The following is a 15,586-nucleotide window of genomic DNA, read 5'->3' as shown; positions in this document are numbered from 1 at the left end:
ATTAAAAATTAAGAATTGGGAATCGTTTAGCGAAATATAAAGCAATTAAGAATAGGCCATGAGATATAAAAAACAAACCATCGCAGCCATTACCCTGTCCGCCTTACTCGCGTTGGCAGGATGCGACAGCGGCTCGCAGAGCACACAAAGTGATATCGCCACTCCGGTATCAGTAACCGAACTGAAAAAAGGCTCGATCAGCAAACTGATCAATACCACAGGTACGGCACAGGCTACTTATAGCGTGGAACTCACCGCGGAGATGAGCGGTACCTACCGCCTGCAACAGAACCCACGCACCGGACGTCCCCTGAAACTGGGCGACCGGGTGAGTAAAGGACAGGTACTGATCCGCCTCACCGATCAGGAATACGAGAACGGCATCGCGCTCGATTCCAAAGAGCTGAGCCTCGAGATTGCCGAGCAGGAACAGAGTAAACAGAAAGCCTTGTACGAGAAAGGCGGAGTCACCTTGAGTGAGATGCGTAATACGGAAGTACGGGTAACCAACGCCCGTTACGACGTGGAGAACGCACGCTTGAGCCTTGCCAAGATGGAGATCCGGGCACCGTTCGACGGGATGATCGTCAATCTCCCCCACTACACCCCGGACGTAAAGGTGGAACAAGGCAAACCGATGGTTGGCATTATGGCATACAACCATATGTATATGGATATCAACCTGCCCGAGAGCGCTATAACCTACGTCGCTGCCGGACAACTGGTCTATATCACCCACTACACCCTGCCCGAGGATACAATCAAAGGCACGATCAGTGAACTCTCGCCCGCGATCAGTACAGAAACGCGTACATTCAAAGGCAAACTACTGATCGAGAACAAAGACCTGTTACTGCGTCCGGGTATGTTTGTCAAAGCAGATATCGTGGTCGACAAAGCCGACAGCGCTTTGATTATCCCCAAAGAAGTGATTCAGACCACCCGCCGTCAGAAATACGTCTATATCGTAGAGAAGAACACCGCCATCGTGCGCAATATCCGTACTGGACTGGAAGACGAGACCCATGTGGAAGTGCTCGAAGGCTTGAAAGAGAACGACAACCTTGTCACCCGGGGATACGAGACCTTGCGGGAGAACAGTAAAGTGAAGGTACAGCGATGAGAAGCCTGGTCAGATTCGCCGTCAACAACCCGGTGACAATCACGATGGTCGTACTTGCCGTCTTACTCTTGGGTAAGATCTCGTATGATCAGTTGAGTGTCGACCTATTGCCCGACCTCAACAACCCCCGCCTCTTTATCGAAGTCAAAGCAGGTGAGCGGCCACCCGAAGAGATCGAGAAACAATTCGTGCGCAATATCGAGTCGATGGCTATCCGTCAGAGCGATGTGACGGAGGTCTCTTCCGTGATCAAAGCCGGTTCGGCACGCATCACGGTCGAATATGCCTGGTCGAAAGATATGGACGAGGCCTTCCTCGACTTGCAAAAGGCAATGAACACCTTTGCCCGCAACGATGAGATTGAAGAGCTGAAGATTACCCAATACGACCCTAACCAATCGCCGGTCATCCTGGTTGCCATGTCGCATCAGAATATCACCGATATGGCTGAACTGCGCAAAGTCGCCGAGAGCTATATACGCAACGAGCTGATCCGCCTGGAAGGGGTAGCCGAAGTGGAGCTCTCGGGACAGGAATCGGGTACGCTAACGATCCATACCGACCCGTACCGCCTGGCCGCTTTCAACCTGACTATCGATGATATCGCTTCAAAGATCGAAGCAAACAACCAGAGTGTATCGGGTGGACGGGTGACAGAGCTTGGCCTGCAATACCTGGTCAAGAGTGCCACGATGTTCAGTTCCGAAGCCGACTTCGAGAACCTGATTGTCGGTTACCGCCCGGTAACGGCACAGGAGACTGCGACCGCAACAGCCACTGCCACAGCCGCGAATGCGCCTATTTACCTACGAGAAGTCGCTAACGTCAGCTTCGTCAATGCCCGACCGGAAAATATCGTGCGCATCAACGGCGAACGCAGTATCGGGCTTTCCGTATATAAAGAAATGCGATTCAATACCGTGCGCGTGGTCGATGCCGTCGATAAGCAACTGGCGGTGATCGAAAACGCCTTGCCGGGCTATCGCTTTCAGGTGATCACCAATCAGGGCACCTTTATCCGCAAGGCGATCGATGAAGTGCAAGAGAGTGCCGTACTCGGCGTGATCCTGGCCGTAATCGTCCTCTTTGTGTTCCTGCGTCGCGTGGGTACGACACTGATTGTCAGTATCGCTATCCCGATCTCTATCGTAGCTACTTTCAACCTCATGTTCTTCAACGGGCTTACGCTCAATATCATGACCCTGGGTGGCCTCGCGCTGGGTGCGGGCATGCTTATCGATAATGCCATTGTGGTGATCGAGAGCATCTTCCGAAACCAGGAGAAAGGGGCCGATACCCATGAGGCTGCCGTCACCGGGACCGCGGAAGTGGGCGGAGCGATTATCGCTTCGACACTGACCACCGTAGTAGTGTTCCTGCCGATCGTTTACCTGCATGGCGCTACCGGAGAGCTGTTTAAAGACCAGGCGTGGACAGTTTCGTTCTCCTTGCTTTCGTCTTTGATCGTAGCAATCGGAGTGATCCCGATGCTCTACTACTGGGTAGGCAAGCGCCGGAAAGAGGCCGTGCGTGAAGTGAAGTCCATTGAAATGAAATGGTATTCCCCACTCTTGCGCCAACTGTTGCAACACCGCTGGCTGGTAGTCGGCATAGCCGCCGGCTTGATCGTATTGACCGGATTGCTTATTCCTTTTATCGGCACTGAATTTATGCCGCGAGCAGAAAGCAAGACCTTCACGATCAATGTAAAGATGGCGGAAGGCACCCAATTGGAACGCACCGCATCGGCCGTGGCCAACCTGGAAGATCTATTAGCCACGATTACGGAAGACCCCGGACTGGTGGTCTACAGTCATATCGGAACGGGAAGCAACGCGGAGAATGCCGTCTTTGAAGGCGAACATACCGCCATGCTGAAGGTGATCCTCTCGCCCCAGTGTCAGTTGACACCGGAGACGGTGATCGCCCATTTCGTGCAGACGGCAGAGAACCCCGACGGGCTGGAACTCACTATCGGACAGGACGAGAACTCCCTCAGCTCCCTCTTAGGTAATGAAAGCGCGCCTATTGTTGTCGAAGTCAAAGGCGAAGAATTAGATGAAATTGCCACTATCACGGAAGAGGTGAAAAGCCGGATGCTCAATGTAGACGGACTCTATAACATCATGTCGTCGATCGAAGACGGGGCGCCGGAGATCACCATCTCCATCGACCGGACGGTGGCCGGCATCAATAACCTCAGCGTATCGACAGTGATCGAGCAAATACGTCAGCAACTGAGTGGTCGTGAGGCCGGACAAATGGAGTACAGGGGAGAGATGCGCGACATCGTGATCAAACTGCCGGATATCGGCTTGCGTGAATTAGGTGCACTGACGATCAAGAGTGGCGAGAAAACATTCCGCCTGCAGGAGATCGCGCGATTGGAAGAGACTCAGGCGCCGAAAGAGATCTTCCGCCGCAACCAACACCGTATCAGTAAGGTGACGGCGAATATGGAAGGCTCCTATTCACTGGATAAGATGGCGCAACAGATTCGGCAGAGCCTGAGTGATGTGGAACTGCCACTCAATTATACAGTCACGGTGACCGGTGAAGAAGAGAAGCGGCAAGAGTCGATGAACAGCCTGCTGTTCGCCCTGATTCTTTCGGTTATCCTGGTGTACATGGTACTGGCATCGCAGTTCGAGTCACTGCTTCACCCGTTCACAATCCTATTGACGATTCCCTTAGCCGTTGTTGGAGCGATCCTGTTGTTTTTCCTTACCGGAACGACAATCAATATGATGGGCTTTATCGGTATCGTGATGCTGGTAGGGATTGCGGTGAACAACTCCATCATTCTGGTCGACCGGATCAACCAGTTGAAACAAGGCGGCATGGAATTGACAGAAGCCATTGTCGAAGCCGGGCAGCAACGTATTCGCCCGATCATCATGACGAGCTTGACCACGATTCTGGCCCTGTTGCCGATGGCCTTTAGTTTTGGCGAAGGCAGCTCGTTGCGTACACCGATGGCTATTGCTGTGGTCGGCGGACTGGTTACCTCGACGCTGATGAGTCTGATGGTCATCCCGTGTGTCTATTTTCTATTAGAAAAGATGAAAGAAATGTTAATAAAAAGAAATGCAAAGTAGACTTCTTCGTGCCCATTTTATGCCATTTTTGCAGTTTTCCCGTAGTTTCTTCGTAGTTTCTTCGTGTTTTTCACGTGTTTTCTACGTATTTTCTACATATTTTCTATATGTTTTCTACGATGTTTCATCGAAGGCACATCGGAGGCATATCGAAGGCACATCGAAGGCAGGCCGAAAATACGCCATAATGTCATATTTTGCTGCTTTTGATAGGATAATCGGAGATGTCAGCGTTAAATAATATTAAGTAAAAATATATATTAACATGAATTTAATGTAATATTGAATCGTATGAACTTTGTACTACATAGAAGGATAACGATCTGTATGCTGTTTATCGCACTTACGTTGCTGGGCTATGTGTCGTATAAGCAGTTACCGGTGGAGTTATTGCCGAATGCGGAGTTGCCAATGCTGTTCGTGCAGGTGAGCTCACAACAGGAGAATGATCCTTCGTATGTCGAGTCTGACATTATTATTCCGCTGGAAGGGGCGATTAGCTCGATTGGCGGGGTAGAGAAGATTGAGTCGACCGTCGACAGCCGGCAGTCGTTTATCCAGATCGACTTTAAGAAGAATATCAACTTCAAGATGACTTCCCTGCGATTGGAGGAGAAGATCAACGAGGTGGCTGCCGGGTTTCCTGAGGGGATCAACGTGCAGGTGCATAAGATCGACACGAAGCAACTGACCAATAACTTTATGGTCGTGCAGGTGCGTGGCTCGGGCGGTGTCGACCGGGTACGTAATGTGGTGGATAAAGAGGTCTTGCCTGAATTGGAGAATATCGACGGGGTAGCGGCTGCAAACGTATTCGGGGGTCGGGAACGGGCGATTGAGATCCAACTCGATCCGGAAGCCTGCAAAGCGCTTAACCTGACGGCGGCACAGATCAGTAACTTATTGGCACAGAACACCCGCGAGAAAGAATTTGTGGGTTATGTGAACGAGTCTTACGGGAAATTCTTTGTGCATATTAACTCGCTCTATACACATGTCTCCGAATTGGAGAATATCGTGGTGGCACCCGGCCCGATACTGTTGAAGGATATTGCGACGATCTTTTTCGATCTGAAAGAGGAGACGACCTTTAGCCGGGTGAATGGCAAAGAGGCGGTTGCCGTCGCGCTCACAAATGATTCGCAGGCAAACCTGATTGAGCTGTCGCACCGTACATTGCAGGTGATCGAACGCCTGAACGAGGAATTGCGACCGATGGATGTAGAGATTGTGGTGCAGAACAATACGGCGCAGATTATGGAGGACAATATCAACCAGATCATCGAACTGGCACTGACCGGCGGACTTCTGGCAATCCTGATTCTCTGGGTGTTTCTACGCAACCTGCGGCTGGTGTTCTTTATTGCGCTGTCGATCCCGATCTCGGTGTATACGGCGTTTAATCTGTTTTATGCTTTCGGTATCAGTATCAATAGCCTGACGCTGGTTGGTATGGCATTGGCGGTCGGTATGCTGTTGGATAATAGCGTGGTGGTGTTGGAGAATATCTACCGGCTCTCGGGGGGCGGAATGCCTGCCGAACGCGCCGTGACGCAGGGCACGAAAGAAGTATGGAGATCGATCCTGGCGGCGACACTGACCACTGTAACGGTGTTCCTTCCTTTTGTGTTCTCGGATAACTTCCTGATCAAGATGATTGGACATCATATTGGGGTGTCGATTGTTTCGACGCTGGTAATCTCACTTTTTGTCGCTTTGTTGTTTATTCCGATGGCGACTTACCTGATTCTCAAACGCAAGAAAGGTAAGAGTGTGTTCTACGAAAAGGTGTCGGTCAGGCAGCGGGCGGTGCAGGTCTACCTTGTGTTTTTGAAGACGTGTATGCGCAATCCGGGCGTAACGATCCTGGGGGCGGTGGTTGTACTCTTTGTGACGCTTATTCTTTCGATCACGCTCAATATCCAGCAGATGCGGGATGTCGACTCCGACCGCTTCAATATCTATGTGAGTATGCAGACGGGCAGCACGTTGGAGACGACCGACCTGGCCGTGCGCGTGATGGAAGACCGGCTGGCGGAGTTTCCCGAGAAAGAGGAGCTGGTATGCCGGGTGCAGGAGCGGGAAGCCGTATTGACATTGATCCTGAAAGAAGATTACCAGAAGATCGGTAAACGCAAGATCGCGGATATCAAAGCCGAAGTGCAACGGCTATTGCGCAATATCAACGGGGCGGAGGTGTCGATCACCGAAGCTTCGGGCGGCAATAGCGGTGGCGGAGGCGGCGGAGGTGGCGGCGGTGCCTCGATGGGCGGCATGGGTAACTTCATGCGTTTATTGGGCATTGGCGACAACCAGGAACGGATTGTTATTAAGGGCGCCGACTTCGAGATGATGCAGGTCGTTGCCGAAGACTTCCGTTACTACCTCAACGAGCAGGAGTTTATCCGCAGCTCACGCGTGTCGTCTAATCGGCGGCAGCCGGAGATCCTGTTGAACTTTGATCCGATCCTGTTGACTTCGTATGAGATCAGCCGGGGCAATATCTCCGCGGGATTGATGACATTGAATGGTGACCTCTCGTCGGGCAGCTCGTTTAAGGTTGGCGATGAGAGCTATGATATTATCATTCGCAACAGCATCCTAACGGAAGAGGAGGAAGAACAGGCGCGACGGGACAAGACAGTCGACGACCTGCGGGCGATACAGGTGCAGAGCGGCACGGGCGGATTGCACCGGCTCGACGATATCGCCGCCATCGAATATGGGCGGGGACGCTCACAGATCCTGCGTGTCAATCAGGACAAGCAGATCGAGGTGTATTATAATTTCTCGCGCGATGTGGAGTCGTCGAAGTCGCTACTGGAAGGCTACCGGGCGGATATCGACCGGTTGGTGGCCGACTACAACCTGCCTTCGGGCGTGGCAGTCGAGGTGTTTCACGAGGAGGACGCGTTTGCAGAGTTTAAGTTCCTGATCTTTGCTGCTTTTATCCTGATATTCATGATTCTGGCTTCGGTTTTCGAGTCGTTGTCGACGCCTTTTGTGTTGTTGTTTGCCATTCCGCTGGCGGCGATCGGTTCGTTGGTGGCATTATTGATTACGGGTAATAGCTTGTTGAATGCCAATACGCTGACGGGCTTCCTGATCTTGTTGGGGGTCGTAGTCAACAATAGCATTATCCTGATCGACTATGCCAATATCCTGCGCCGGCGAGGCTTCCGGCGTAGTCGGGCGTTGATGACTGCCGGCTTGTCGCGTATTCGTCCGATCCTGATTACGTCGATCACCACCATTGTGGCGATGTTGCCGTTGGCGATGGGTGATTCGGAATACGCGGGAGCCATCGGGGCGCCTTTCGCCATTACGGTGATCGGCGGGTTGACGTTCTCGGCATTGCTGACCCTGATACTTGTGCCGACGGCTTGTATGGGCATGGAGAATACGTTGCAATGGTACCGAACGCTCTCGAAGCGGATGTGGTTTATCCATGCCGTTCTCTTTGCCGTGGGTACGTTCTGTATCTGGTATTATGCCGAAGGGTTGTTGTGGCAGATCATTTATTTCGTCACGCTGGTGATCGCGATTCCGGGTATGACCTACTTCGCGCAGAACAGCCTGCGCCGGGCACAGGCGAAGGTGATCGACCCGCAGGCAGAGATCGAGATCGTCATCCGTAACTTGGTAAAGATATACGACTGGCCGGGACGCTTCTCGCGTCAGTGGCAGAGCGGGCTGAACCTGCGCCGCCGACTGGGGCTGGAGAACGAGTTTCATCGCTTGAAAGATTTTATCCCGGCACTTTGGCAGTTTGTGTTGTTTGGGTTTGGCGTTTGGTTTACCTACGTTTATCTCGATAGCGACCTGTGGCTGTTCCTGTTGTCGATCGCCATTTACTTCTCGGCATTGGCGTTGTGGCGTAAGCTGCGACAGTACCTTTTCTACCGGTATCCGGCAAGGCGTTGGATCAAGATCCTGAACCGGGTCGTATTCTGGGGTATCCCGCTATTGATCCTAACGGCTATGTTCCGGCAGATGGATAGCCCAAACCTGGTAATTACCATCGGATTGCTCTGGGGCGTGGGTATTGCGATCTATATCACTTCGCATTATCTGTACGACAACCAGATCAATATCGAACGGGTGAAAGGGCGGTTCGCCGGGCTGCGTCGTTCGTGGTTCCGCTTGGTGAAGAGTATTCCGTTGATTGGGAAACAGCGTAAGCCGTTCAAGGCCTTGCGCGGGGTTTCGTTTACGATCCGCACGGGTATGTTCGGATTGTTGGGTCCTAATGGTGCCGGGAAATCGACATTGATGCGTATCGTCTGCGGCATCCTGGAACAGAGTTATGGCAGCATCTGGATCAATGGGCTGGACACACGTGTGTACCGGGAGGAACTACAGAGCCTGATTGGTTTTCTGCCGCAGGAATTCGGTACGTACGAGAATATGTCGTCGACCGAGTTTCTCGATTACCAGGCTATACTGAAAGGCATTACCGATGCGGACACACGGCGCGGGCGGATCGAATACGTGTTGAAAGCGGTGCATATGTACGAGCGCAAAGACGATAAGATCGGTTCGTTCTCGGGCGGGATGAAGCAGCGGATTGGTATTGCGTTGATCTTGTTGCACCTGCCGCGTATCCTGATCGTCGACGAGCCGACGGCAGGGCTGGATCCGCGCGAACGCATTCGTTTCCGCAACTTGTTGGTCGAGTTGAGCAAGGAGCGCATTGTGATCTTCTCGACCCATATCATCGAAGATATTGCCAGTTCCTGCAACCAGGTGGTGGTGATCAACAAAGGAGACCTGAAGTACTTCGGGCATCCCTCGAATATGGTTGGAATGGCAGAGGGCAAGATATGGAAGTTCTCCGTGACGAAAGAGCAGTTCGAACAAGAATTGGATCCTTCGTTGGTGATCCATCATATCCAGGATGAAGAAACGATCCAGGTGCGTTACCTCTCTACGGAGCAACCTTTCGAGGGGGCTGTGCGGGTGGAACCTAATCTGGAAGATGCCTATTTATGTTTGCTCAAGCAAACATAAATAGTTGAAAGTTAAAAGTTGAAAGTTGAAAGCGACAAAAATGACACTAAAACAATTCCTCTCCCTCGCCCCACGGGTGGCGAAATACAATATGAAGGTGATCTTCGCCGGTAAGTTCTTCTGGTTTCTATTGGCGGCACTGGCTTTCTTTTGCCTCTTTATGTTCCAGTTTGCATGGGAACAGGAGGAGATCAATGAAGGTATACTGTATGAACTATTGATCTTCCCGGCAGTGTTACTGATCTTTTACCCGGCCGTGTTCGGCATACAGAATGATGAAGACGCGCGGATCCTTGAATTGTTGTTTGGCATTCCGAACTATAAATATAAGGTATGGGGCGTGCGGTTGTTGATGATCTATGTGGGCATCTTCTTTATTCTGTTGGGTTTCGGTTATCTGGCGGTGATATTGATTTACCCGATCAATCCGTTTGAGATGACGATTCAGTTGATGTTTCCGTTATTGTTCTATGGTAATATGGCGTTTATGTTTTCTACCCTTACACGCAGCGGCAATGGCACGGCGGTGGTGGTGATTGTGACGAGCATCCTGATGCTCTTCTTCTCCAATATGCCTTTTATCGAGCGGACGTTCTGGAACGTGTTGCTCAACCCTTTCCGGGTACCTAATAACTTTATGCCTGCCATTTGGGAAGGGATAGTTATCAAGAGCCGTATCTTCCTGTTGATCGGCAGTATGATCTGGATGATGATCGGGCTGTTGAAGCTGCAGCAACGTGAGAAGTTCGTCGGGTAAATGAGAGAAGGGAGACTACTTCAAATCCCCGATAAACAGGATGGGGTTCTCGTCTGAGGCCTCGGGTGATAGTTCGTCTGCCGGGTAGTTGACGACTACTTTGGCGGGGTTCAATGCAGAGACTTTTGAGATCCATTCGCCGATATCCGCAGCGGTATAGGTCTTGTCCAGGGGCTCGAAGTAGAGTCCGGTAACCTCTACCATTTGTTTCTCTTTCAGGTGATAGCGGAAACAACGTTGCCGGACGGGGAACATCTCGAAGGAGTTCTCCTGCACGGGGCGTACTTCATAGAGGTTGTGTGCCAGCCAATAGGTATCGGTGGTATAGAAAAGCGGGTTGAGGAAGTTCAGTTTGTTCTCGGGCGACAACATGGCCTCTTGGGGTGTGGCGCTTTTTCCTTTGGCGAGCGACATCAGCGGCTCGCGGGTCGTGGCCGAGTAGACCGTATCCTCCAGTATGCCTTGGTAGAACCATTCGTTTTCATGGGCGAAGACTTTGAGGGGCGTAGCCACGAAAGGGCCTTCGGGGTCTTCGAAAGAGGGGTTTTCTTGTCTGATAAAACGGCCTTCCATATCCTGAAAATAACACCGCTGGGGGCGACTGCCCATATAAGGAAAGCAGAGCAAGGTCGAACGGTCGATCACGCGGAAAGCGTACAACATCCGTCGGGCAGCGATCGGCACAGGCGGCAGATGGGTATGGGTGTTCAGGTCGTAGGCTCGAATATGATCCGGTTTGAGTCGGTCGATCCAATACAGGCGGTTGTTGTCGGTATCGAATTGGCAGTCGATCAGCGAGCCGATCTCATCGGGTCCTTCTCCCGGTCCGGCAATCTCACCGAGGTATTTCCCTGTATAATCGAATTCCATGATCCGGTTGTAGTTGTAGACGACTATTGAATGGCGGCAGGGATAGATACTGTGGTAGGGAGTGATCAGTGCCTCGGAGGTGGTCTCCAGATCGACACGGATCCATTGCTTGACATAGGGTTCCAGCGTGAGCGTGACGGCCTCGAACTTATCTTTCGATAAATCGATCGCCACAAACTCCTGCCCTCTCGGCGCACAGGCCAGGAGGCAGACGGCAAAAAGGCCGGATATATAGTGCTTCAGACGCATTCCTTACTCCTGCCCGGCCAGTTCGAGGCATAGGGGCAGAGTGAACCAGAAGCGGGAACCTTTGCCCTCTTCCGAGGAGACGCCAATCACGCCCCCCATCTCTTCTATCAGGCTCTTGCAGATCGACAGGCCCAAGCCGGTACCCTGTACGAAGCTGTCGAGCTTGACAAAGCGGTCGAATATCTTTTCGATATTCTCGGGTGCGATACCCGTACCTGTGTCTTCGACGAAGAACAGCATTGTGTCGTCGGGTTTAAGTTCGTAGCCCAGGCGGACATAGCCTTGATGGGTGAACTTCAACGAGTTGGTGATGAAGTTCATCAACACCTGCTTCACCCGTCCCGGATCGGCAAACATCACCTGCTCGGGCAGGTCGTGGTCGAACTGCAGTTCGACCCCTTCGGGCAGTTCTTTGTTGCGGAAGGTCTGCATCACCTCTTCGCAAATGGTATGGGTATTGATCTCCCGGCGTACGAAATCGAACGTCCCCGACTCGATCTTCGACAGGTCGAGGATATCGGACACCAGTTTGAGCAAGAGTTCGTTGTTACGCTGGATGATGGCGATGAATTCCTTGCGTTCGTCTTCGTCGTTGGTCTCGGCCAGGAGGTCGGAGAAGCCGATGATAGAGTTGAGCGGCGTCCGGATCTCATGGCTCATATTGGCCAGGAAGGCCGATTTGAGACGGTCGAGTGCTTCTGCTTTGTCTTTGGCAAGGATCATCTCTTTCAATTCGGTGATGTCGTAGCTTACACCGATCAGTTCGATATCGTTGCTCATCTTTTCCTTCCGGGCGATCAGCGTACAGCGCAGCCACTGGATATGTCCTTCGCCGTCCATCACGCGCAGTTCGCGTTCGAAGCTATGGGCTTCGCCGGCGGTAGCAGCGGCGTAGAATTGGGCGATGGCATTGAAATCTTCAGGATAGAGATTGCCGTAGATATCCTCCAGGTTCTCGGTCATCTGGCTGGTAGCCGGCTTGCCGAGGTTGATAAACCATTGGCTGATACCGAAACCTTCGTTGGTGGTGAGGTTCCATTTGAAGTAACCCACCTTGGCCAGGTTGGCGATCAACGAGAAGTATTCTTCAAATTCCTGGATCTTCAGGTAAGCGTTGGTAGTCTCTGTATTATTGATGATCAGGAGCAGGTAGTAGACCACTTCCTGTCGGCCGTCGAAGATGGGTGCGATCTTTAGGGTCAGGTTCTGCAGCGGTTTATCCGGTTCGTCCAATTGATAGAAGTCTCTGATCTTGTTGAGGTCGTAGATGAGATTGAAGTCGACCGTCTCCCCTCTTTTCATCTTCCGCTTCACATCGGCGGGGATCATCGGGTGATCGAAGATATTCAAGACATCATCCGAAGTAGGCTCACTCAAGCCGAGTATTTCAAGTGCTTTCTCGTTGGTTTGTACCAGTTTGCCTTCACGGCTGAACAGCTCGAAACCGACGGGCAGGTTGGCGTAGATGGTGCGCAGTAGTTTTTCGTTTTCTTCCAGTGCCTTGTGGGTATTGGTGGCATCGGTTACGTCGAGTACGAGCGAGATTACTTCGTCTTTGCGCAGGGAGAACTTAATGATCCGGCAATGTTTATTATAGGGTTGCAACGTCATGTCGAAGTCGACATACTTCTTCGTATTCACCACATCGACCATCAAGGGCAGGTCGTGGAAAGAGTTCGACTGGGAGCCCAACATACCGACGATATCGGAGGCAGGCCGTCCGGTGATGCGTTCGATCTCTTTATTGGCCTCGGTGTACACAAAATCAACCGGCACACCGTTCTCGTCGTAGATGATCTTCGACGGCAGGTAACCGATCGGCATATATTTGTAGAGGTTCTGCAGGTATTCTTTGTCTTCCTGGATCTGCGCTTTGGACTTGCTCAGCTCGATACAGATGTTGATGATGTGCATCAGGGAAGAGAACCACTGAAAGTCTTCGTCCGACCAGTTGCGTTGGCGGTCGACGATATCAATGCCGGCATAGCCCCAGATCGTATTGTCCTGGTTGATGAAAGGCACAACCATAAGCGACTTGATATCCTGAGACTCCAGGATCTCCCGGTCGTACACATCCCAATCGGGCAGGTCGTCGAGTGTATTGAGGATGATCGGACGTTGGGCCAGTACCTGCTGGTTCCACCAGGTATCGGCATCGCAAGGCATATTCGTCAGGTTCTCGATCTCTTCCAGACCGGGACGGCTGACGGCTTCGTAGGTACAGCTCTGTGTAGCGGTCTCCCAGTAGTATTCAAAGATATAGGCGCGCTCGGCGCTGAAGTGGGTCACCAAGGAGGCGAGGATATGGTTGACCATATCGTCCAGCTTCTCTCCTTTCATAAAGGCCAGAAGCGAAGTGGCGATCCCGTTCAACTGGTAGATCAGGTTCTTGACGGTATCATGGGAAGCCACTTCCGAGATATGCGTTTCCTGATCATCTACGGTATGTATCATACCGGCGATCTTATATCCGTCGTCTTTGCGTTTGAAACGCGCACATACCCATACCGTTTGGTTTGCTACATACACGGGGAATATCTGCTGCGAAGCCTGGGTCTTTGTGGCCAAAGAGATCGAAGCAATAACACGCGCCCGATAATCCTCCCGGATCATCTTATAGAAAAACTCAATATCGATGGATTCACTTTCAAACCCTAACAATCCGGCGGTATAAGCCGAACAAGAGAACCGGTTACGCTCGATATCTGCTTCCCACCAACCCATATCCAACAAATCGGGGAGAGTCTGAAGATCAAACGGATTGGCAACCCTACCCTGCTTATCCGCTTCTTTCTGTACGTCCTTCATATTTTCTTTATATACTATGGCAGTTTAATCAGCAAAGATACATAAATCACCGTTATTCAACAAAATAAAATCGACCAAGCAACTTTTTTCGTACATGAATAAGTATTTTGTATATTTGTAGCCATCAGAATTGTTTTATCCCCGAAAATCAGCAGATCCATATGAAATCTGAACTTTACACCAATTTTTTAGCGAAGATAGAAGAAAAGATTTCACAGAAAACGGAAATAGCAGGTATTCTTTCCGATATCTTATGCATTGGAAAAGAAGCGGTATACAGAAGGTTGAGAGGGGAAGTGCCTTTTACTTTCTACGAAGCTGTAACCATCTCCCGCCAACTGGGCATCTCGTTAGACAGCCTGGACATGATCAATTCACCCATATCCAAACCACTCAAACTCAAACTAATAGAATACATCAATCCGGCCGAATCCGACTTCGCCCTGATGGAAGAGATAATCACCATCCTGAAATTCTTCAAGGATACGCCGTTTGCCAAAGGAGGTGAGATCACCAACATACTGCCCCAGCCTTTATATGTAGGCTACGAACATATCTTCAAATTCTATCTCTTCAAATGGAAATACCAATCCAACTCCCCAAGCGAAGTCATACCTTATAAAGACATCGTCATCGTTGATAAGCTGCAGCAGACGCAGGAGGAAAATGTGAAATGGGCCAAGTGTTTACAAACGGAATATGTATTCGATTATCAGCTATTCAGCAACCTGGTCACGAGCATCAAACATTTCTATTATGTCGGTTTGATCACCGAAGAAGAGATCCTGCGGATCAAGCAAGACCTGTTAAGGATACTGGATGAGATCGACAGCTGGACCCGTACCGGCATTTTCAAAGAGACCGGAAAAAAGATCAACATCTATATTTCAAACGTAAGTATAGACACCAGCTACTGCTATATCGAAGGTCCCGATTATCATCTGACAATCATAAAATCATTCTTACTCAACGGGGTCGCCACTACCGACAAAAAGGTATTTGAAGAACTCAAACGCCTGTTGCAATCCATGAAAAACCAATCCATACTGATCACCGAATGCAACGAAAAAGAAAGATTCAATTTCTTAAAGAAACAACACGAGATCATAGATAGCCTGTCGCTGCTCTAAAGACTATTCAAAAGGTTTTGACACGGCCCGACGCAACACATACACATAAAAGTTCACACCCCGGTCTTCACCTTTCACCCTTCACCGAAACCCCTGCATTGATCAGCGTTTCGGGTGAAAGGCAAAGGAATACCTTAAAAAAACGGCAGCCCTCCGAAGGCTTCCCGAAAAAGGCCGCCGGCCTTTTCTAAAACCCCGGCAGCCCTTTAAAAAAGGCCGGCAGCCTTTTGGAAAACCCCGCCGGCCTTTTGGTGAGGACTCCATCCTTGATCATAATCTTCTCCAATCCTTCACCCAAAACGCTGATCAATACAGGGGTTTCGATGAAGGGTGAAAGGTGAAGACCGGGGTCAAAACTTTTATGTGTAGGCTGCCCAGAATAAACATCGCACTTTGCTCGACCAAAGCGCAATGTTTTGTCGCCCAAAGTGCAATGTTTTGGAAAAGGGGGTGTGGCGGGGTTCAAATCTTGTGAGACTTGAGGATTTTCCGGGGTAGCAAGTGGACATTCTCAGCTCCCCTTCTTGGACAAGAAGGGGGG

At 50.8% G+C, this 15,586-nt stretch carries 7 protein-coding genes; 5 read left to right on the top strand and 2 right to left on the bottom strand.

The window, feature by feature from the left end; genetic code table 11:
* Nucleotides 1-58: 58 nt before the first annotated feature.
* The 4 genes from M2133_RS06850 (at nucleotide 59) to M2133_RS06835 (ending at nucleotide 9,988) form a co-directional block, all read left to right on the top strand.
* Nucleotides 59-1,123: an efflux RND transporter periplasmic adaptor subunit gene (locus M2133_RS06850; RefSeq protein WP_277465284.1), complete on the top strand. Its 1,065-nt coding sequence runs from the start codon at nucleotides 59-61 to the stop codon at nucleotides 1,121-1,123.
* Entirely contained in the window at nucleotides 1,120-4,221 is a 3,102-nt protein-coding gene (locus tag M2133_RS06845) for an efflux RND transporter permease subunit (protein WP_277465283.1), read from the top strand. Before M2133_RS06850 ends, M2133_RS06845 begins: the two co-directional genes overlap by 4 nt.
* 291 nt (nucleotides 4,222-4,512) lie before the next feature.
* Nucleotides 4,513-9,231 (top strand): efflux RND transporter permease subunit, encoded by a 4,719-nt coding sequence (locus M2133_RS06840; protein WP_277465282.1) that lies wholly within the window; start codon nucleotides 4,513-4,515, stop codon nucleotides 9,229-9,231.
* A 40-nt stretch (nucleotides 9,232-9,271) separates the two neighbouring features.
* Nucleotides 9,272-9,988, top strand: a complete 717-nt coding sequence (locus M2133_RS06835; RefSeq protein ID WP_277465281.1) for a hypothetical protein — start codon at nucleotides 9,272-9,274, stop codon at nucleotides 9,986-9,988.
* A gap of 15 nt (nucleotides 9,989-10,003) precedes the next feature.
* Here the strand turns inward: M2133_RS06835 and M2133_RS06830 are convergent, their stop codons facing one another.
* Nucleotides 10,004-11,107 (bottom strand): 6-bladed beta-propeller, encoded by a 1,104-nt coding sequence (locus M2133_RS06830; protein WP_277465280.1) that lies wholly within the window; start codon nucleotides 11,105-11,107, stop codon nucleotides 10,004-10,006.
* 3 nt (nucleotides 11,108-11,110) lie between these two features.
* Complete coding sequence (locus M2133_RS06825; protein WP_277465279.1) at nucleotides 11,111-13,915, bottom strand: ATP-binding protein; 2,805 nt, start codon at nucleotides 13,913-13,915, stop codon at nucleotides 11,111-11,113.
* Between the two features lie 161 nt (nucleotides 13,916-14,076).
* Here M2133_RS06825 and M2133_RS06820 point away from each other — a divergent pair, with 161 nt between their 5' ends.
* Nucleotides 14,077-15,045, top strand: a complete 969-nt coding sequence (locus M2133_RS06820) for a hypothetical protein (RefSeq protein ID WP_277465278.1) — start codon at nucleotides 14,077-14,079, stop codon at nucleotides 15,043-15,045.
* Nucleotides 15,046-15,586: the final 541 nt, after the last annotated feature.

The sequence above is a fragment of the Parabacteroides sp. PF5-6 genome (assembly GCF_029504695.1).
Taxonomy (GTDB): Bacteria; Bacteroidota; Bacteroidia; order Bacteroidales; family Tannerellaceae; genus QVMG01.
The sequence above is the reverse complement of the archived record's forward strand: the minus strand, read 5'-3'. Positions and strand labels throughout refer to the sequence as shown.

Excerpts from the sequence above, each read along its gene's own strand:
- M2133_RS06850 (WP_277465284.1), top strand. The coding sequence starts at position 59 with ATGAGATATAAAAAACAAACCATCGCAGCCATTACCCTGTCCGCCTTA.
- M2133_RS06845 (WP_277465283.1), top strand. The coding sequence starts at position 1,120 with ATGAGAAGCCTGGTCAGATTCGCCGTCAACAACCCGGTGACAATCACG.
- M2133_RS06840 (WP_277465282.1), top strand. The coding sequence starts at position 4,513 with ATGAACTTTGTACTACATAGAAGGATAACGATCTGTATGCTGTTTATC.
- M2133_RS06835 (WP_277465281.1), top strand. The coding sequence starts at position 9,272 with ATGACACTAAAACAATTCCTCTCCCTCGCCCCACGGGTGGCGAAATAC.
- M2133_RS06830 (WP_277465280.1), bottom strand. The coding sequence starts at position 11,107 with ATGCGTCTGAAGCACTATATATCCGGCCTTTTTGCCGTCTGCCTCCTG.
- M2133_RS06825 (WP_277465279.1), bottom strand. The coding sequence starts at position 13,915 with ATGAAGGACGTACAGAAAGAAGCGGATAAGCAGGGTAGGGTTGCCAAT.
- M2133_RS06820 (WP_277465278.1), top strand. The coding sequence starts at position 14,077 with ATGAAATCTGAACTTTACACCAATTTTTTAGCGAAGATAGAAGAAAAG.